15 protein-coding genes are annotated in these 21,186 nt (G+C 46.8%); 12 read left to right on the top strand and 3 right to left on the bottom strand.

The annotated features are described in order from the left end of the window. Positions 1–5: 5 nt before the first annotated feature. On the top strand, positions 6–1,205 hold the full coding sequence (locus MKX46_RS16850; RefSeq protein WP_069010147.1) for an MFS transporter: 1,200 nt from the start codon (positions 6–8) through the stop codon (positions 1,203–1,205). Positions 1,206–1,225: 20 nt separating this feature from the next. Here MKX46_RS16850 and MKX46_RS16845 read toward each other — a convergent pair whose 3' ends face one another. Together MKX46_RS16845 and MKX46_RS16840 are read right to left on the bottom strand one after the other, a co-directional pair. Further along, positions 1,226–2,047, bottom strand: coding sequence for an endonuclease/exonuclease/phosphatase family protein (locus tag MKX46_RS16845; RefSeq protein ID WP_318628161.1), 822 nt, complete (start codon positions 2,045–2,047; stop codon positions 1,226–1,228). A gap of 5 nt (positions 2,048–2,052) precedes the next feature. Further along, complete coding sequence (locus tag MKX46_RS16840; protein ID WP_069010149.1) at positions 2,053–3,717, bottom strand: PTS transporter subunit IIBC; 1,665 nt, start codon at positions 3,715–3,717, stop codon at positions 2,053–2,055. A 242-nt stretch (positions 3,718–3,959) separates the two neighbouring features. Here MKX46_RS16840 and MKX46_RS16835 point away from each other — a divergent pair, with 242 nt between their 5' ends. From MKX46_RS16835 to MKX46_RS16790, 9 genes are all read left to right on the top strand, one after another. Next, positions 3,960–4,967 (top strand): LacI family DNA-binding transcriptional regulator, encoded by a 1,008-nt coding sequence (locus tag MKX46_RS16835; RefSeq protein WP_029516899.1) that lies wholly within the window; start codon positions 3,960–3,962, stop codon positions 4,965–4,967. 154 nt (positions 4,968–5,121) lie between these two features. Then, positions 5,122–7,404, top strand: a complete 2,283-nt coding sequence (locus tag MKX46_RS16830; protein WP_341071514.1) for a glycoside hydrolase family 65 protein — start codon at positions 5,122–5,124, stop codon at positions 7,402–7,404. Positions 7,405–7,428: 24 nt separating this feature from the next. Continuing rightward, entirely contained in the window at positions 7,429–8,094 is a 666-nt protein-coding gene (pgmB, locus tag MKX46_RS16825; RefSeq protein ID WP_029516901.1) for a beta-phosphoglucomutase, read from the top strand. A gap of 239 nt (positions 8,095–8,333) precedes the next feature. Further along, complete coding sequence (locus MKX46_RS16820) at positions 8,334–9,812, top strand: spore germination protein (RefSeq protein ID WP_341071513.1); 1,479 nt, start codon at positions 8,334–8,336, stop codon at positions 9,810–9,812. Between the two features lie 4 nt (positions 9,813–9,816). Further along, positions 9,817–10,974 carry a Ger(x)C family spore germination protein gene (locus MKX46_RS16815; protein ID WP_341071512.1) on the top strand — a complete coding sequence of 386 codons (1,158 nt, stop codon included), beginning with the start codon at positions 9,817–9,819 and terminating at the stop codon, positions 10,972–10,974. Continuing rightward, on the top strand, positions 10,974–12,092 hold the full coding sequence (locus MKX46_RS16810; RefSeq protein ID WP_341071511.1) for a GerAB/ArcD/ProY family transporter: 1,119 nt from the start codon (positions 10,974–10,976) through the stop codon (positions 12,090–12,092). Before MKX46_RS16815 ends, MKX46_RS16810 begins: the two co-directional genes overlap by 1 nt. A gap of 195 nt (positions 12,093–12,287) precedes the next feature. Further along, a complete protein-coding gene (locus MKX46_RS16805; protein ID WP_341071510.1) occupies positions 12,288–13,943 on the top strand; it encodes an SWIM zinc finger family protein in 1,656 nt (551 codons plus the stop codon). Continuing rightward, positions 13,940–16,903 carry a DEAD/DEAH box helicase gene (locus tag MKX46_RS16795; protein ID WP_412178862.1) on the top strand — a complete coding sequence of 988 codons (2,964 nt, stop codon included), beginning with the start codon at positions 13,940–13,942 and terminating at the stop codon, positions 16,901–16,903. The genes MKX46_RS16805 and MKX46_RS16795 overlap by 4 nt, the downstream gene beginning before the upstream one ends. Before the next feature lie 113 nt (positions 16,904–17,016). Further along, positions 17,017–17,361 (top strand): hypothetical protein, encoded by a 345-nt coding sequence (locus tag MKX46_RS16790; protein ID WP_016820169.1) that lies wholly within the window; start codon positions 17,017–17,019, stop codon positions 17,359–17,361. Positions 17,362–17,451: 90 nt separating this feature from the next. Here the strand turns inward: MKX46_RS16790 and MKX46_RS16785 are convergent, their stop codons facing one another. Then, complete coding sequence (locus tag MKX46_RS16785) at positions 17,452–19,545, bottom strand: pectate lyase family protein (protein WP_341071509.1); 2,094 nt, start codon at positions 19,543–19,545, stop codon at positions 17,452–17,454. A gap of 375 nt (positions 19,546–19,920) precedes the next feature. Here MKX46_RS16785 and MKX46_RS16780 point away from each other — a divergent pair, with 375 nt between their 5' ends. Together MKX46_RS16780 and udk are read left to right on the top strand one after the other, a co-directional pair. Then, positions 19,921–20,442: a ClbS/DfsB family four-helix bundle protein gene (locus tag MKX46_RS16780; protein ID WP_029516908.1), complete on the top strand. Its 522-nt coding sequence runs from the start codon at positions 19,921–19,923 to the stop codon at positions 20,440–20,442. A 75-nt stretch (positions 20,443–20,517) separates the two neighbouring features. Further along, positions 20,518–21,153 (top strand): uridine kinase, encoded by a 636-nt coding sequence (udk, locus tag MKX46_RS16775; protein WP_013308305.1) that lies wholly within the window; start codon positions 20,518–20,520, stop codon positions 21,151–21,153. The last annotated feature ends 33 nt before the right edge of the window (positions 21,154–21,186 follow it).

Raw genomic sequence — 21,186 nt, 5'->3', positions numbered from 1 at the left:
AGGTTATGGTGAGACACTTATATTTAAATCGTAATATCGCCTGTATGATCGTGATCAGCCTTATTGCTAACATGAGTGGAAGTATGATCCTTCCACTCTTTGCTATTTATGTAGAGCAATTCGGGATATCCGTACTCGGCATGAGCATTTTATTTTCTCTGTTTTATGTGGGGAGATTTCTTGGTGGAGGCTTGGCAGGACGAATTTATGAAAAGATTGGCGCAAAACGCTTGGGGTTGAGCTTACTCATTGCCGAAATCGCTTGTATGCTCCTGTTTCCGATTGCAACAAGCTTCATCATTTTATCCATACTGAGACTCCTTCAGGGCTTGGTAGCTATAGGGCTAACCGTCTTTGTAAGAGTCACGATCAACCATATGAGCACCGCAGAGAATCGAGGCACGCTCAATGGATATATCAGCAGCAGTGAAGGTGCCGGTATGATTTTAGGGCCTCTTATGAGTGGAGCTATTGTTTCTTATTTTTCTTTATCCATTCCGTTTTATTTCGTTGCTATTTTCTCATGTATATCCTTCGTTGCCGTCTCCAGAATGACCTTCCCCAGTCTCTCCTCCAAACCTCAGCAACAGCACGTACCCCTTCATGAGTCGAAAAGAAAAACCATGCTAACGAAACAGCTACTGCTCTATTCCACCGTTCATTTTCTTGAAATGAGTGCATTCGCTATATTTTTAACGTACTTCTCCATATATGCAACCTACAAGCTCCATTGGAGCCCCGCAGAAATTAGCTTAGCTTTTACAATTATCGGCATATCGACCTTCATCTCAGCGCCCTTTATTGGCAAAATATCTGATCTACTTAAGGATCGCTTGATGCTTTGTATCCTCGGTCTATTGTTGATCATGGTGGAAATCATTTTATTTCTTTGGTTCACTGAACCGTGGATCGTATACTTAGGAATGTTCATCGGAGGTATCGGAGGGGCCAGCTATCTGGATTCCTTTTACTCGCAACTAGGGGATGTTATTCCTGAGGAGAACAGAAGCACATTTATCGGCAACGTCGTATCTTTGTCCGAATTGGGGGCTATTGTGTCTCCGATCATCGCAGGTGTACTCATGGAACGCTTTAGCATCAACACTCCCTTTTACTACAATTTGATTTTGGTGTTGATCGCCATAGTTATCCAATATGTCATTCGATTTAAGTCGAAATCTATAAGAAAAAGGCCAATTGCATAAGCAACTGGCCCCCTTTTTCATCACAGCTCCAACTCAACTGCAACCCCAAAATGATCCGATACAACTGGTCCAGTTTTCCCGTTCAGTACAACGGTTGAGGATTGAACCTGTACAGCCTTATTGGAGAAGATAAAGTCAATACGGAGCGGCTCCGCATTACTTTCCCAACCAGCAATAGCTTTAATCACCGTGTGGCCATCATCACGTACTGCTGCATTCGGATAGGTGTCCGACCAGCCGGATTGCAGTACATAGTCATATCCTTCTCCGCGCACTTCAGCCGCGTTGTTGAAATCACCCATCATGAACACAGGAGTCGGAGCAAAAGAATGTAGCACTTTGGTTGTACGATCCCATAGTCCACGGAAGGATTCTTCATCATTCCACCAGTTAAAATGTCCACTTACAAACCAGGCCTGCACTCCGTCCACCACAGTTTGAATACCGACAATTTTACGTGAGCGGTAGTTGTCATAATCCTGTAGCGAGGAAACATATTCGTTCACCGTAGCTGTAATCGGTGTTTTCGACAGAATCGCCAACCCCTCGTCGTATTTGGCAAAACCAACATGCGCGGGAGCCCACGTCCAATGATAGCTATCAGACAATAGCCCGTTCAGCACATAAGCATAGTTATCACGCTTAATGACAACTTCAGGATCTGCGCTATGGTAAGTGCCCAAATCGTCCGCTGACAAAGGAGCCTCTTCCATAGACTGGTTCACTTCCTGTAAAGCAATGACATCAAACTGCTGTTCATCAATAAAAGCAGCCAGTTGCTTTAGCTTATCGTGCTGGTTTTCTTCCATCCAAGCATGTGCATTTAAGGTTAACAACTTCAAAGTAATCACCTGTTGAGTATGTCTTGTATATCTGATTTAAGCACATCAGCCTTCGGTCCGTAAACCGCCTGCACCCCATTATCTACTTTTATCAAGCCCAAGGCACCCAGCGCTTTCCACGTTTTTTCGTCCCCAACGGCATCTGTATCCTTAACCGTCACACGCAGACGGGTCATGCAAGCGTCCACCTCGACAATGTTCTGCTCACCCCCAAGTGTCTTGATGATATCCGTAGCCAGTTGATTTTGAGTGGAAGTAGCTGCCACACCCTCTGTCTTCGTACTCCCTGCCTCGGAAGTCCCTTGGGGCTCCTCATCCGTATAGTTCCCCAGTCTTCCCGGCGTAGCCATTTGGAATTTACCGATCATAAAATAAGCGATAAAGTAGGTTGCTACCGCAAACACCACGCAAGTCAGCACGAAGTTAATAATATCCTGCACCAACCCCGCATTTATAGACAACGGCATTCGGGTCAGCAGTTCAATCATACCAAATGAATGTAAACGCAAATGTATGATGTCGGCCATTCCGAACGCAATACCGGTAAGAATAGCATAAACCACATACAGCACAGGCGCCACGAACATAAACATGAATTCCAGTGGCTCCGTTACCCCTGTTAAAAAAACAGCTGCGGCTGCCGAAAAGATCATCGACTTGTACTTGCCGCGTTTGTCTTTGTCTACACGGCGATACATAGCCACCGCTAGTCCCATAAGGATACCTGCTCCACCAATCATTTGTCCTACCTTGAAGCGGGCAGGCGTCACGCCTTCCAACAAGCTATTGTAGGCTGTCGGATCGGTACCACGAAGCGCACTCAGGTCACTTGCCCAAGCCAGCCACAGCGGGTCTTGCCCGGCAACGACACTTCCTGCCCCGGAACCTGTAAGCGTTGTGTAAACGCCTCCAAGTTGAGTATAGTTAATAGGAACGGTCAGCATATGATGAAGTCCAAAAGGAATCAGCAGTCTTTCCAGTGTACCATAGACAAATGGTGCTACAAAAGGAGCCGATTCTCCCGAAGTCGCCAACCAAATGCCGAACTGATTAATCCCCCCCTGGACAAATGGCCAGACGGCAGACATGATCAAACTTACGATGACAGACCATAAAATCACGACAAAAGGAACAAAACGTTTACCGTTAAAAAAGGCTAAAGCGTCCGGCAGCTTGCGGTAATTATAGTACTTGTTAAATACCACCGCCCCGACGAATCCGGAGATGATACCGACAAACACGCCCATGTTGAGTGCGGGTGCTCCTAAGACAGAGGTGAAATAACCACTGACCGGAATCGATGCACCGAAGAGTGTATGGGTGGTTGCTCCCTCCTGGGTTAACATCTTCGATGATACGCCCAAAATCGTCCCTGTTGAAATATTGATGAGAACAAAGGCAATTAAAGCCGCAAAAGCCCCGCCCGCCCGTTCCTTAGCCCAGGAACCACCTATCGCTACCGCAAATAGAATGTGTAAGTTATTGATAATACCCCAACCCAAATTCTCCATGACCCCGCCGACGGTCAACCAGAAATGAATATCGCCAGCCAACATCGCCACTACTTTACCAAGCGAAATCATAATCCCGGCCGCCGGCATAACAGCAACAACCACAAGCAGTGCCTTCCCAAGCTTTTGCCAAAAATCAAATGATAGAAGTTTTTTCATGCTCGTTCAGTCTCCATCCCTTATAGTATGTATAGCATGGGTAGTACTCAAAAAATATTATGCAATCGGTTGCACAATTATTATAATGATATCGCTTTCTATTAGCAATACCCTAATTGTAAATATCTTGGTTAATAATGATAGAAACACTCGAAAAAACCGCGAATTTGTTGATTTTCGAGCAATATCGTATGATAGAACATAATATTTCCTGCTTGAGATAGCAAAAGGAGACGAAGACGATGGCAGTAACCATCAAAGATGTCGCAAAACGTGCTAATGTTGCTACCTCCACCGTATCCCGCGTCATTCAAGACAGCCCCAAAATCAGCGAAGCTACCAAGTTACGTGTCCGTAAAGAAATGAAGGCGCTTGGCTATGAACCCAACTATTCAGCTCAGAGTCTGGCTAACCGAGTCACACAGTCGATAGGCATTATTATGCCTGAATCGGATGTGGCGATCTTTCAAAATCCTTTCTTTCCGGAAAGTCTTCGCGGGATCAGCGAATGGGTGAACGAGCACAACTATACACTGTCGATTGTCACAGGCAAAACGAATGATGAATTGCTATCCCGCGTAAAGCTGATGACCCGGACCGGACGCGTTGACGGCTACATTGTCCTGTACTCCAAGCAAAAGGATAGCATCGTGGAGTATCTTCACAAAGAAAAAATTCCCTATACCGTAATCGGCAAACCTCAACAGTTTGTCAGCGAAACCACCCATGTAGACAACGACAACTACCAGGCTGCCAAGGATGTGGTCACTTATTTGACTGGGCTGAATCATCAGCGCATTGCTTATGTTGGCGGTGATCAGGAACACATCGTGAATCTTGAAAGACTCCGAGGCTACCAAGATGCGCTACGAGAGGTTGGCTTGCCTCTACCGAAAGAATACGTGGTCAGAGAACCCTTTAATCTGGAGGACATGCGCGCGTTATTGCAGGCTACCCCGCCGCCTACTGCGATGATCGTTAGCGACGACCTTGTAGCCATGGCCGTACAGAAAATGCTTGCCCAGTTAGGCGTGTCCATGCCAGAGCAGTTATCCATGGTGAGCTTCAATAATCTAATGCTGGCTGAGCTGATGAATCCTCCTCTTACATCCGTGGATATTGATATCTTTACTCTGGGTTATCAGGCTGCCAAAAGCCTGATTGAAAAAATCGAGGACCCCAAGGAACTGACCAAACACATCATTGTGCCCCACCGAATCGTGGAGCGCAAATCCAGCCAGGTACTATGAATCTCTAAGAAATGAACAAGAACTGATTTTGTGGATATCCATAAAATCAGTTTTTTTGCGTTGACAGGGCAAACGGTTGCACTATATACTGAACTCGCTCATATATTGGTCTCGTTAAAACAACGATCTCATTTTCCGAGAGGGGTACGCACTCATGGTTTACAACCGATTATTTGACGTAGATAGTTGGAAGCTGACAACACACGCTCTACATAGCACACACATGCGATTACAGGAAAGCTTAACGTCCATAGGCAACGGTTATATGGGCATGCGCGGCAATTTCGAAGAAACGTATTCTGGGGATCATCATCAAGGAACTTATATCTCCGGTGTATGGTTCCCCGATAAAACAAAGGTCGGCTGGTGGAAAAACGGCTATCCTGAGTATTTTGGTAAGGTCATCAATGCCATGAACTTCATCGGCATCCGTCTGATCGTAAACCAAGAGGAAGTAGACTTATTTACGGCACACATCAGCGATTTTGTGCAGGAGTTGGACATGAAACAGGGGATCCTGCGACGCACCTGCACCGTGAACGATCAGGTTCGTATCACTACGGAGCGTTTTCTGAGCATCATCACTCGTGAGCTATGCCTGATTGATTACCAAGCAACGAATATAAGTGAGCAACCTCTAACTATAGAGCTTGTCCCCTATTTGGACGGCAATACGAAGAATGAAGACACGAACTATGATGAGGTTTTTTGGCTGGAGGAGGCTCGAGAGGTTCAGGAACAATTCATCAGCCTATCCACAACAACTATAGATAATCCCTTCGGTATTCCGCGCTTTACCGTAAACGCTACCATGGGTATTGTGACCGAGGGACAGGATCAGCAGACGACGGAAGAGGGCTTTTTGTATGCTGCACGCCACTATCAATACAGCGTTGCTCCGGGCGACAGTATCCAGCTGCAAAAATTTGTGGCTGTTACCACTTCACGAGATATGGAAAAGGACGCATTGATTCCACAAGCTGAACGCATCGCCGTAGAAGCTGTGAACAAAAGCTACACTTCTCTTAAACAAGAGCATGTCGCAGCTTGGGCCCGACGTTGGGACAAAGCAGATGTAGAAATAGAGGGAGATACGGAGGCCCAGCAGGGAATACGCTTTAACATTTTCCAGCTGTTCTCTACGTACTACGGTGAAGATGCCCGTCTGAACATTGGTCCCAAGGGCTTTACAGGTGAAAAATATGGCGGTGCCACCTATTGGGACACAGAAGCATATGCCGTACCTATGTACCTGGCGCTCGCAGACCCGGATGTAACCCGGAATCTGCTGCTGTACCGTCATCAACAACTGGAGGGTGCCAAGCATAACGCAGCCCAGCAAGGGCTTCGAGGAGCACTGTATCCTATGGTCACTTTTACGGGTGTGGAATGCCATAACGAATGGGAAATTACCTTCGAGGAAATTCATCGTAACGGTGCCATTGCCTACGCCATTTACAATTACACCAATTATACGGGGGACTTGACCTATCTGCATGACTACGGCGTAGATGTACTGGTCGAAATTAGCCGCTTCTGGGCCGACCGGGTTCATTTTTCCAAAAGCCAGCAGCAGTATATGATCCACGGGGTTACCGGGCCAAACGAATACGAAAATAACGTCAATAATAACTGGTATACCAACACGCTGGCTGCATGGGTTCTGAAATATACCCTATCGGTCTTGCCTCAAATTTCGACTGAGAAAGCGCAGCGCCTGGCAGTTACGGCTGATGAGCTTGCACATTGGCAGGATATCATCACTCACATGTATTATCCCTATGATGAGGAGCGGGAAGTCTTCGTACAACACGATACCTTTATGGATAAGGATTTGCAGCCTGTATCCGCCCTTGATCCCAGCAACCTTCCACTAAACCAGAAATGGTCATGGGATAAAATCCTGCGTTCATGCTTCATTAAGCAGGCAGATGTGCTGCAAGGGCTGTATTTCTTCGGAGACCAGTTCACGCTGGAGGAAAAAGCGCGCAATTTTGCATTTTACGAGCCCATGACTGTTCATGAATCCAGTCTGTCCCCGTCCATTCACGCCGTGCTGGCTGCCGAACTCAAAATGGAGGAAAAAGCAGTCGAGATGTATAAGCGGACGGCCCGTCTGGATCTGGATAACTATAATAACGATACCGAAGACGGCCTTCATATCACTTCCATGACGGGAAGCTGGCTGGCGATTGTACAGGGATTTGCCGGGATGAGAACCTATAATGAAACATTAAGCTTCTCCCCCTTCTTGCCTCAAGACTGGACCAAATATACGTTTAAAATCAACTATCGCGGTCGCTTGCTAAGTATTCTCGTACAGGAAAATGAAGTGATCATTACCCTGTTGGATGGAGAACCGCTGACGCTAGAGCTGTATGGACAGCCAACGCACATTACCAGTGGGCAGCCGTTAATGACGAACAGCGTTTCATAAATCGGGCAGACAGGGGGAAACCAAATGAAGGCAGTCATTTTTGATCTGGACGGAGTCATTACAGATACCGCCGAATACCATTTTCAGGCATGGGGCAGCTTGGCGGCAGCGTTGAACATCCCTTTTGATCGGGAATTTAATGAACAGTTAAAAGGAATCAGCCGTACGGAATCGCTCGACAAAATACTGGCGCGCGGTAACCTGTCCAATACGTTTTCAGAAGAAGGCAAGCAAGAACTAGCCACACGGAAAAATACGGAGTATCAGCGGCTCATCTCAGCTGTAACTCCCTCGGACATTCTTCCAGGCATTAAAGCGCTTCTGACAGAACTTCGTGAAGCCCGAATCGGCATCGCGCTGGCCTCTGCAAGCAAAAATGCAGCATTTATCCTGGAGCGACTGGAGCTAGCATACTATTTTGACAGTGTGGTGGATGTTACCGCCATTCGGCATGGCAAACCTGACCCGGAAATTTTCCTCACCGGAGCCGCAAATCTGGGCGTTCAGCCTGCTGACTGTATCGGTATAGAGGACGCACAGGCTGGCATACAGGCGATCAAGGGTGCCGGAATGTTCGCAGTCGGTGTAGGAACACCCTCACAAATGCAAGGGGCAGATATCGTGGTAGCCACGACTGCCGAGCTTTCTCTGAGCATGTTGGAGGCACATTTTTACGAGTTCAAAAAGTGACTCCACTCGGAGAAATTTATATGGCGTTATCTCTGGGAGAGAGCACCCTCGCCTCATATGTATGACCAAAAACGGACACCACTGGTGTTCGTTTTTGTTTATTACATACACTCAAAGACCTCCCTCTGTCTCTCGCGTCTTCAGCTCCTCCATCGTCAAACACAATAGATTACCATTCCATGAATATTTATTACCATTTTACACATATTACATGCATATCTTTTGAAGGAGGACGAGTCATGGCAAGATCACTCGAGGCGAAATTGGACCATCTACAAAAGACCCTGGGTCATCTTCCTGATGTCGTCTTCAAGAAAATGAATGTGGGCCAAACGGGGATTCATGTAATTATGATCTATCTCTCCGGTATTGCGGATACGAGCATCATTAACGAACAAATCGTCAAGCCGCTCATTTTAACTGGAATCCGTGAAAGCCACTCCCAAGTTAATCCTGAGAAAATAAAGGAGGAGCTGATACAGCAGACAGCATTTACGATCGATATGGAAGAAGAGACAGACCTTGAGACGTGTGTACACGAAGTGTTATCGGGAAATACCTGTCTGCTGATCGAAGGAACCGATGATGTTTTTTTTGCTTCTACGGGCCAGTTTCCGTCGCGAAGTGTCGATGAACCAAGCACCGAAACTTTGGTTAGAGGACCGAGAGAAGGTTTTATTGAAGATTTGGAAAGCAACCTGGCAATGGTAAGGCGGCATATCAAAGATCTAAGTTTCAAAATAGATAAAATGACCATAGGAAGAAGATCTTCACGGAAGTTAGCGATTTTGTACATATCAGATATCGCAAATCCGAAGCTAGTTCAGGAAGTTAAACGAAGAGTCGAAACGATTGATGTGGACGATGCTTCCGATACCGGGATTATTGAGCAATGGATTGAGGAACATTCATGGTCTCCGTTCCCACAGATTCAAGCCTCTGAACGCTCGGATAAAGCTATAAATGCTTTAATGTCCGGAAGAGTTGTCATTATGCTTGATGGCACTCCTTTTGTCCTGATTGCTCCCATGACCTTCTGGATGCTGGCTCAATCCCCAGAGGATTATTACGAGCGTTTTCCTTTAGGAACATTTTTTCGTATGCTTCGTTTAATGGCTCTGTTCATTGCAACATTCCTGCCTTCGCTGTACGTTGCACTTATTTCTTTCCATCCTGGATTAATTCCGCCTGAGCTGGTGATGTCTATCGTTGCCTCAAGGGAAGGAATTCCTTTTCCCGTTTTTGTGGAAGCTCTAATTATGGAGTTAGCATTGGAAATACTGCGCGAGGCAAGTCTGCGGCTACCTAAAGGCATAGGACAAGTCATCGGGATTGTAGGCGGTCTTGTTATTGGACAAGCCGCTGTCGAGGCAGCGATCGTAAGTGCTTTTCTGATTATTGTCGTTGGTCTTACTGCCATTGCGTCCTTTGCAAGCCCGCAGTACAGCGGCAGTATTGGAATCCGGCTTCTTCGTTTCCCCATTATGATGATCGCAGGGATTTATGGGCTGTATGGAGTAATTTTAGCCTTTATTTGTTTAGGCGTACACATGGTCCAGATCAAAAGCTTTGGAGTTCCTTACTTGTCGCCTCTAGCTCCAATTCGGCTAAGAGATCAACAGGATACTTTGGTTCGGGTTCCTTTTAAATATCTCAAAAAGCGCCCTATGATGCTAAAGACACAGGACGAAATACAATCTAACAGAAAAAGGAAGTAAACCTATGCTCTCTTACATCTTTCTGTTTCGTCGAACCCTATGGGCGCAAAAATGCTTTGCTGCATGGATTGCATGTGCTGCTCTCCTCACCGGTTGTTGGGATAGCAGAGAGATCGATAACTTGAGTATTATTCAAGGCGTCGCCATTGATACGGATCAGCAGGATATGCTGGAACTTACCTACCAGCACTTAATAGCGCAGAAATCCAGAAAAAATATGTATAGCAACGTAACAACCTTTGACAAAGATTCAATCCAGTCTGCTTCCAGGGAACAGGCCAAGCAGGTATCCCGTGCTCCTTTATATAGTTTTATTCGCTTGATTTTGATTAGTGACCAAGCTATACAAAAAACAAGAATCGACCAATTGTTAGATACGTTTACTCGCTCCTATAAACCGAGTCGAAAATCACTTGTTATGATTGTAAAAGGCAATGCGAAAGAAGCGCTCAATAAGATGGGCAAACATAAAGAGATACCTTCCATTGACCTTGAAGCATTGGCTAAAAATAGTGATTTCAACTCAAAAATACCTTATAGAATAACATTAGGGGAAATGTCTACACATATCTCACAAGGAGCTGACTTCCTCATTCAATGCCTAGAAAGCAATGACGGCAATCACTTCTCAGGAGCAGCTCTGGTCAGCGGCAAAACGAAGAAATTTGCTTATTGGCTGGACGAAGAGAATGTTATCGGGATCAACTGGATGCTGGGAAAAACGAAGGGTTCCATTATTAAAGCTGAGGACCCAAAGACGAAACAACACATGGTCTTTGAAGTTGAGGATGCCCATAGTAAACTTATTCCCCACCTCAATGGACAGGATCTTTCATTCACGGTTCGTATTAAAGCAGATATCAAATTAAACGAAAATTCGGTTAATTCTGAAGACTTCCTGAAGGAATCATTCATCCGAACCGCCAAAGAAGCGGCGCAAGATGAAATCAAACAGACCCTATCCCAATCGCTAAACACACTTCAGAAAGAAATGAGATCAGATGTAGTCGGTTTTGGAACAAAAGTAAAAGTGAACTATCCCGCTTACTGGGATCGGGTAAAGGAAAATTGGCAAGATACATTCAGTCAAATACCAATCGACGTTCAGGCTGAAGTACAGATTGAACGAACAGGTGCTTATACAAAAGGAGAGGGAGAGTAATGTCCAACATACCTTCCATGAAACAGGAAAAAATCTCCACAATTCAAGCCTTACTTACAGTCACTTCGACCGTGTACGCTGTGGGAATTGTCAGTTTGCCAAGAACCATCGCGGAAAAGACACAAACGCCCGACGTGTGGCAGGGACTTTTGCTGGCAAGTCTGCTTGGGGTAGGCGTCGTTTTTATCCATGTTAAACTGTGCCGGAGATTTCCAGGGAAGACGTTCTATGAGCTCAATCCTGTGATTGCGGGTAAATTCATCGGCCTGCTCATCAATATTGCATTTATTGCACATTGCACGATGGTCTGCTCTTTTGTATGTAGAATGATGGCGGAATTCCTCAAAGGTCTTGCACTGGAGAGAACCCCAATAAGTATGATCCTCTTACCGTTTCTTCTGCTTATTGGGTATTTGACCTGGGGCGGTCTCCATGCAATGGTTCGATTAATCGAGCTTTTTTTTCCTTTAACCTTTATTGTTTTTTTATTGTTGGTCGTTCTTAATGTCAACCATTTTAATCTTGATAATTTGCGCCCTGTTTTCCATAAAGGATGGCGTCCGATCTTTGAATCACTTAAAGTTATACCTTTCTCTACAATGGGTTTTGAATCCATCCTTATACTAACTAATGTGATGACCCACCCACAAAAAGCATGGAAGGCTGGGTCGATCGGCTATTCGATTGCAATGGGTTTGTATATTTTAATGGTAACGATGGTCGTCGGCTGTATGTCAGTTGAGGAAGTTTCCCGACTGCAATGGCCAGTCGTTTCTTTTGCACAGCAAATTGAATTCCCCGGCGCGTTCCTGGAACGATTTGAAATATTATTTATCATTTTGTGGACGATCAAAATTTTCATGACCGCCTCAAACTATTATTTCTATATTGTAACGGGGATCAGCCAGCTCACCCAAAAGTGGAACGGGTATATCTGTTATCTCCCGTTAATTATATTATTTTGCCTGAGCATGTATCCCCAAAATTTTGTTGAGATAGGCAACTTCGATAAAATAATAGGTTATTTTGGAATTGCTGTATGCGCAGTAGTACCCTTGGTGCTTCTTGTTATCTCTATGGTCTTCCATCGAACAGAGAATCCGGATGGGAAACAATAGAGAATGCCTCCCCGCTCTTGCCAATGAATCAAACCCCTTATGCTATAGCGTAAGGGGATTTTTACTTTTTACCCGATGGTTATTCTTCGGAATTTTCCAACTGCTCCCTCCACTCAATTTATATCCGTGAACTGATATAATGGAAGAGTTAAGCAGTCATCGGATTAACTATTCTCTCTTAGGAGACTAATGCATATGAAACCAACCTATCTTATGGATGATATACAGTGGCAACAGCTTATTCAAAACGTGGCTGACCATTTTAATGATGTGACGATCAAACGAGGTTTCCAATATTTTAAGCAAGGAAAGGTAAAAGAATTCGTAATGCCTGATGCCGATCATATTGCAGCTGTCGTGGATGGAAGCGAGCTATACGAGGTGGATCTCCACTTGAGCGCTTTTGCTGCCAGCAGATGTACATGCCCTGTCCACGCCAACTGCAAGCATATGATCGCCGTACTACTGAATTACGCGAATGAACAGGAACGTTCTGTACATGCTTTAGTGAACGCTCATTCGGCGGGATTCACTCGATTGTCGACAAAAGCTGACACGCGTAACACACCTCCTTCCCGGTCGAATCTTTCACCGGATCACAAGGAAACAACAAGAAACGCCCTCAGTAAAACTGCAAGTAAAATACCGGACATGCCCATTTCAGAGTGGCATGATCTGTTCGATCAGTGTATCGCCCTTAACCATGTAAACACACAAAACTCCCAATTTGTCCAAAGCGCTTTAGCCTCGATCTATGCTGTGAAGCCGCCGCTTTCACCCGGCATGCAACAGCTATACGGACTGCATGCTCATCTGCGTGTGCTGGAAAAGCTGGTACCTCAGTCTTCCATGCCAGGCTATCCCTCTCATACCTATATGGGGTATTACACGCAAATTGCTGCCGATGAGCTTAAAGAAGCGATCGAGCGTGATTTTGAGAGTCCACTGGAGCTGACCGATGAACCGATGCAAGAAGCCCGTATCGCAGAAACCTTAGCCTATTTACGCCGAAAAATGCTGACAGAATCGCGTAACGGTACTTATTTTTCAGACGCGTATTATCAGTTTTGGTTGTACTGGGTGCATCCCGCAAGACAGGACGCCAGCATATATACGGAGGAATTACAGCATTTGCAGGCGGCTGAGGAGGATCTCGGCACTACTTTAGCAAGGCTTCCGTGGATGTTGGCTCGCAGCTGGATGCATATTTTCCAATCGCAGGATAATGAAGCCTGGGTACTTCTTCAGGAGGCGGAACGAGTTTTCCCACTAAAAATCTCTTCCAGTCAATTGCTTTTGTTCTTACAGGCGTTGCGGAAAGCCGAGGATTGGGCACGTCTCAAGGACGGATTGCGACATATCGGTCCCCTGCTTCACAGTCATCGGGATGACCATTTACAGGATTATATGCATAATTGGGATCTGGTTTTGCAGCACCTTCCAGAAGCGGAGCAGGACATGTGGGACACGCTGGTGGGTATGCTTCCATTTGCCGGGGGGATGTATGAAGAGGCACTGCTTGCTCACGAGAAATGGCGGTCATGGATCGACTATCAGCTGAGCATACGCAGTGAACCTTTGAGTTTTCGAGTGAGCGTGTTACAGCCCATTGAAAAGAACGCGCCTGAGTTACTACTTCCCTTTTACCATCAAGCGGTAGAACGCTATGTGCTAGAAAAAAACAGAGCCAGCTATAAAGCAGCAGTCAAGCTGTTAAAGCGGCTGTTCAAGCTGTACAAGAAAATGAAGCAAGAATCACGCTGGGAGCTGTTCTTTACGACCTTCACCAGCCGTCATAGCCGCCTGCGGGCGCTACAGGAGGAATTGCGGAAAGGGAAATTGTTATCATGAGCCAATATACCGAAACGATTACCGTGCATATCCAATTAACTACCTATGGAGACGCGCTGATCTATGGCGATTCCTCCATGAACTATAGCATTTCCGGCCAAATTCTGAAGCAGCGTTTGTTTGCTTGGCATGAGGCTTCGTTTTATGGCACCGAGCTGGAGATTCAACATGTTCAAGACACGGATATTATCCTGCTGCCTTCGGAGCAGGTGATTCCTTTTCTGGCAGAGCGCGAGCTTCTAAAGCATATCGAATGGATCTGGGACGAGGCCCATGCCCCATGGCTTCAGCTGATCCCTTCGCTTGCTCACTGTATTGAAGCGAAAGCCTATGTGCCCAGCTTCACGGCGTTCCAGGCAGGGAAGCTGCAATGGGAATGGGATGCGGAAGCACTGGAAAACATCCAGCCGGCAGAGCTTGCTTTGCTAGGCAACTTGGAGAAGGACGAACAAGATGGGCTGATAGCGGCGTTCTCGGCTGCCGTATTTCAACGCTGGTACGGCACCGAAGCGGAAGCCGCCGATTTGCGAAGAGAATATCCGATTCTCTTCGCCTCCAACCGCCCAGCCGCGGCGGGTCTAGACGCGCGGGCCTGGCTCATCGCCATCGGCTGGAAAGCCGATACCGCGCCCTTTCGGCCGCTTCTGCAACTGCTGGAGCCAGAGCTGGAGGACGACGAGCCGTCCTGGCAGCTCAAGCTTGTGTTGCAGGACAAGCAAGACCCGGCGTTGCTGGTGTCTGTACAGCTCGCCGATGATGGGTACGCATCCGGCTCATGGCCCGATGCCTGGACAGCACATGTCCGTGAGCGCTCAGCCGGGTGGCTAGAAGGCTTGACCTCGATTTTGCCTGCCGGGCAGCGTGCCGGAAGCCGTGATGACGTGCTGAATCGCCCGCTCTCCGACGAAGCGGCGTGGCAATTCCTGACGACCGACAGCCAGCGTCTGCTGGAAAGCGGTTGGCAAGTGCTGCTCCCGGCTTGGTGGGAGGCAGCTACCCGCAAGAAGCCGAAGCTGCGGGCCAAGGTACGCCCGGGCGAAGGGGCGGGAGAGCGCACGAAGGGCAGCTCGCTGTTCGGACTGGACTCGATTGTCCAGTTCGATTGGCGCGTTGCCATTGGCGATGCCGATCTGAGCGAGTCAGAATTCGCCGAGCTGGTCGCTCGCAACGAGCGCTTGGTGCGCTTCCGCGGGCAATGGATCGCGCTCGACCCTGCGCTGCTGGCGCAGATCCGCCGGGCCATGGCCGGGATCGACAGCGCTCAGGGGTTGTCCTTTCAGGACATCTTGCAGCTGCACCTGCTCGGCAACGCCGACGAGCCTGAAGGCGACGCCTCGGGTGAGCAGCCGGAGGATGCGGCACGCTTCCGGCTGGAAGTCGAGCTGAATGCCCATCTGCTGAAGCTGATCAGCCAGCTCGGACGGCAGTCAGAATGGCCTGCATTGGACGTGCCGGACGGGCTGCAAGCCGAGCTGCGGACGTATCAGAGGGACGGGTACGCATGGCTTGCCTTTTTACGGCGTTTTGGACTGGGGGCCTGTCTGGCCGATGACATGGGACTTGGTAAAACGGTGCAATTTATTACTTATTTACTGCACTTACAGGAAATTGCCGCTGAGACGGGTGTCCGCTCCAGTTCGCTGCTGATTTGCCCGACGTCGGTGCTGGGCAACTGGCAGAAGGAACTCAGCCGCTTCGCCCCTTCATTGAAGGTGATGCTGCACTATGGAAGCAGGCGGAAGCAGGGAGACTTGTTCCGTGAAGAAGTAGAGCAGGCTGATGTCATCCTGACCTCCTTTGCTACGGCAACCCTGGATCAAGAGCTGCTACAAAGCATGACCTGGGATTCGGTCTGCCTGGATGAAGCGCAAAACATTAAAAATGCGCAAACCAAGCAATCCACAGCCGTGCGCAGCTTTCCTGCACGTCATCGGATTGCGTTGACCGGGACACCTATTGAAAATCGATTGTCCGAGCTGTGGTCCATTTATGATTTTATCAATCCAGGTTATCTGGGCAGCTCACGCGCCTTTAGCAATCGTTTTATGAATGCTATTGAGAAGGAACATAACGAGCAGCGCACATTAGATTTGCAAAAGCTGGTTCAGCCCTTCATGCTGCGGCGCAAGAAGAAGGACCCTGCTATACAGCTTGATTTGCCTGACAAGAATGAGATGAAAACCTACATTCATCTGACCTCTGAGCAGGGCGCGCTCTATGACCAGATTGTCAAAGAGTTGATGGAACGGATGCAGAAGCTGGAAGGGATTGAACGGAAAGGAGCCATTTTATCCGCCCTTACCCAGTTGAAGCAGCTTTGCGACCACCCAGCCCTCTTAACCAAGGAGGCACTCCCGGATGCAGCGGCTTCCGGTTATAGTCAGTCCGATCTTGAGACGGTCATTAGCCGTTCATCCAAGCTAGAGCGCATTCTGGCTATGGTCAAGGAACTGCGGGAGGAGGGCGAGCGCTGCCTTATTTTTACACAGTATATTGGTATGGGGCAGATGCTCCAGCGGGTACTCGCTCAGGAGCTGCAAGAGCCTGTGCTCTATCTGAACGGTAGCACGTCCAAAACGGCGCGTGACCGAATGATTGATCAATTCCAATCTCACACGCTCCCCCCTGCCGAGCAGCCATCCGTGTTTATTTTGTCGCTCAAAGCCGGGGGGGTGGGTCTGAATCTGACGGCAGCCAACCACGTCTTTCACTTTGATCGCTGGTGGAATCCGGCTGTTGAAAATCAGGCCACAGACCGAGCCTATCGGATGGGACAAACGAAGGATGTACAGGTGCACAAATTTATCTCGCTGGGCACGCTGGAGGAACGCATTGATGAAATGCTGGAGAGCAAGCAGCAGCTTAGCGACCAAATCATAACCAGTACCGAAGGCTGGATTACTGAGCTGTCTACAGACGCGTTAAAAGACCTCTTTACGCTACGGCGCGAGTGGGCATAATGATGTCCCAAGTTCAATATATACCTATTTTTAAGAAGCAGTAGTTTATAGCACGGTCCAAAACTCCTTTGTGTGCATTTACTATCTCATCACAACAAAGGAGTTGATTTGAAGTGGCCATTCGTCCTCCACAAACGCTGAAATCTACGGGCAGAAAGGTTCCTGTTACGAGATATCGCAATGTGAGTCCAACACAAACCCTTCGTAGATTTACAGTTATCTGGGCTAACAATGATGGTGTACCTTTTAACACGTCTGGATTTTTTGCAACACTCCGGCGTTTAGATGGAACCTTTGTGCAAGCTGCAGGCTTCGACCGCTTTGGTACTGCCCGATTCAACAGAGTCCGCACACCTACGAACCAGCCTTATATTCTGCGTACTTTTAGAGATGATGGAGTATTATTCCGCGTTAGATCCGTACCTGCTGGCGTATCCTCATTTGTCGTTATTGGTTAAGCTCATACCGAACGCAGCCTAAACGTGGGTAACCAAAAAAGCAACCAGAAACAGAGCATATCTGTCCTGGCTGCTTTTTTATATGCCTACCTATTCGGAATCTTCTTCCACTATTGCATCTTTCGTAGCGGCTGTATTGTACACCGTTTTGAGCCAGTTTTCACTCGACCAGTTCAGCTTGCCTGCACCCGCTCCATCCTTGGCCTGCAATTGAGCAACCAGGTTAGCAGGGTCTTCGGCAGTATAGCTGTATGGCAACGTTGTGAACCCATTCCAAGAGAAGCCCTTGGCCTTCGCAGGATAAGGGGCTAACGGGCTATTCGCAGCGTCACTGCCTCCTCTAAATACGGTACCGTTGTCCGAAAAGATCACGTCTTCGGCTTTGATTTTACCTGTGTAATCCGCTTTGTTAGGATCTTTTTGATTATTACGCACTGGAGAAAACACATCAATTAAATAAGACTTTTCTAGCAATACCGCGCCGTTTTCTGTTGAAATTGCACCATTACCCACGACATCAAAATGGTATCCCTTGGCGGCAATTGCTTTAGCCATGTCAGAAGTAATTCTTTTTTTGGCTCTGGCCAATCCGGCATCGTCCATAACGATGTTATATGCATGAGCATTACCACCACGCAAACGTGGCATACGGTCCTGAATATCCAGATAGTAATTATGATGCAGCGTCACTTCCAAATCTGGATTGTCGGAAGCCATTTCCGTAGCACCGATCAGATGCGCCTTCTTTTGTCCTGCTGCAATATCAATGATATCTTCTTTACTCATGCCTACTGCATTGCTTCTCAGATAAGCGTACATAGGATAGGAAGACTTGTCTGCTTCCATCGCGTTGACTTGTTGGGTTACCCAGCTGTTGGAGCTGCGGTCATCTCCTTTGAACAAGGACCAGGAAATCGCAACTCCGTTACTCCCTTTTTTCACATCTACCAGACCATCATAGGCTTTGTTAAATGTGCAATGGTCGATCCATACCTTGGAGCTTGCACCTTCGACAGTAATATAGTCCCAGTCATTCTTGTCATAGTTCCCTTTGGTTGCTTCATCCCACTCCCAAAGTTCATCAAATTCGAGGTTACGGAAAATCAAATTGGAGCTTCTTTTGATAACAAAGCCGGCATGTTTGATTTTCGCACCATTGGCCGAGAAAATCGTAACCCCATTCATATTTTCGATATAGACTTTGCTCACACCTGTCTTTTTCAGAACAGGATGTGTTTGTACAGGATTGTTGGCACTAAAAGGCATTACTTTGGCAGCACTAGGAATTTCATTCCAACCGAGATCAAGATCGTTCATAATCTCAATCACTTTGACTTTGCTGCCTTTCTTCAGTGCTTCGTTGAGATCTACAGCGTTGTAAACTTTTTTGTAGTTGGCATCTGTATCCGCAATGTTGCCACCACCTGTATTACCATACGAAAAGCCAGTCAAATTATAGTTACTTTTAGAGGTTACATCAGGGTCCACTCCAGGAGTCGGTTTTTCTGTACCTGGTGTTGGATTCACAGGCGGTGTTCCTGGATCTACCTCAGAAGAAGCACCGGATACAATCACATTATCGAATTCGGCAGCTGCTTTGGAGGTCACCAAACCAATGGCTCCAGCAGTGAGGCTGGTGTCTGTTGCGGACAGCTCCAGTTGATCATTGACATACATTTTGATTTCCGAACCGGATAGTTCCAGCTTAACTCTGTACCATGTATTCGTGTCCAGTTTGTATTTTTTATTGGTAGCCAGTGTCTTCATAGAGCCTTTGACTTTTTTTCGAATCTCAAGCGCTCCGTCATTCTTGTTGTACAACGATGCTGCGTAGAAGTTGTTGGAATCTGTGTATCTACCTGCAACGTAGACTCGATTGGAGCCATTAAAATCATTTACATATACATCTGCTTGCACGCTATAGTTCGTCCATGAGGCATTACCCTTAACGGAATGGCTTTCGCTTCGACTAGATTGCTGGTATGTAGAGCCATTCCCATCCTTGACCACAGACCAGTTCCCCGAATCCGCGGTCCAGCCTTGAGCTTTTCCTTGTTCGAAATCATCACTTATCTGTAAATTCCCATCCGCATGTGCATGACCTAGCAACGGTAATGATAAAGACAGTACCAACGTACTGCTTAACATTACACTTGCACATTTTCTTAGCAAACTCGATTTCATATAACAATCCCCTTCTTGGTTAGATTCATGAATACTAAAGCAAAGGTTGCACCGTTCATCGGACATGACCTGCCCCAACGGTATATAACGTACTGATGAAGAGAATAATATCCCAACACCAATGAGGGCCCTCAAACGCTATACTCCAATAATTATAGGCATTTAAATATATATTAAAATATGTCTAATTACTTATCTTTTGTCTTAATTTTTCAATTAATTTTGCATCCTGTTTCGTGAACACGCCAAATTCTGTTTCATAAAATCACAAAAAACGATATTTTTTTATTTTTGAATAAGACATACAGTTGTCATATTGGGAATGGTACATATAAAGGGGTGAGTATCATCCATATCATTTAAAGGAGCGATGAGATGTCCAGCTACGACTACGCTTCCAAATCGGAGTTAAAGGAAGCCATTCATGCCTCCTACTTACGATTTGACGGTGAGTTTCAGGAGATCGACGAGAGCCAAAAAGATATTCGTATCCCTGAAGTAGATAAAACACCCGCAGAGATGATTGCCTACCAGCTCGGATGGCTTCATCTTGTCATGACATGGGACAGAGACGAACGGGAAGGAAAAACCGTCATCATGCCCGCCCCCAATTATAAATGGAACAGACTAGGCGAACTATATCAATCATTTTACAAGACTTACTCCCACCAATCTTTACGCGAATTACGCGATATGTTCAAGTTGACTGAGCAAAAGTGGCTGGATTGGATCGACACACTTAGCCACGAAGAGCTCTTCACTCAAGGCGTTCACAATTGGACGGGTACGAATCCAAACTGGCCCATGGCAAGATGGATTCACATCAACTCGGTGGCACCGTTTAAAACATTCAGAGCCAAGATACGGAAATGGAAGAAATACAAAGTTCAACAGTGATGAAAAAAAGTGTGCATTGTGCTACAATACTTGAGTTGTATCGGGATACATTTAGGGAAGGGTAAGTGAAACGCCATGCTTATTATTGGTATTGCCGGCGGTACAGGTTCCGGTAAATCGACGGTAGCACGCGCCGTCGTTGAGCGTCTGGGATCTAATAAAGTGACTTTCATATCTCAGGATAACTATTATAAAGACCATTCACATCTGAGTTATGATGAACGTGCTTTGGTCAATTATGATCATCCGTTTGCCTTTGACAACGAATTGCTTATTGAGCATCTCCAATGTCTGAAAAAAGGACAAGCGACACAAGCGCCCGTGTATGATTTTACGGTTCATGCCCGCTCCACGGACGAGACGGTAGAGCTTCTGCCAAATCATATCGTTATGTTGGAGGGTCTGCACGTACTGTCAGACGAAAAGCTCCGCAGTCTGCTTGACATCAAAGTATTTGTGGATACGGACCCTGATGTGCGTATTCTCCGTCGGGTTCTTCGCGATATTGAGGAACGCGGCCGCACCATCCATTCGATCCACGATCACTATCTGACTACGGTTAAGCCGATGCATGAGGCATTTATTGAGCCTTCCAAGAAATACGCTGACCTGATCCTTCCTGAGGGAGGACACAATGAGGTTGGCATTCAACTGCTGTCTATTTTGACTGAAAAATATTTGGCAGGAGATCGGACTTGGGGTACTGTATAAGGTAATCCCGGTTGTTTAAGGCTGTCGAGGTTT

It is taken from the genome of Paenibacillus sp. FSL P4-0113 (genome assembly GCF_038009305.1).
Classification (GTDB): Bacteria; Bacillota; Bacilli; order Paenibacillales; family Paenibacillaceae; genus Paenibacillus; species Paenibacillus polymyxa_D.
The sequence above is the reverse complement of the archived record's forward strand: the minus strand, read 5'-3'. Positions and strand labels throughout refer to the sequence as shown.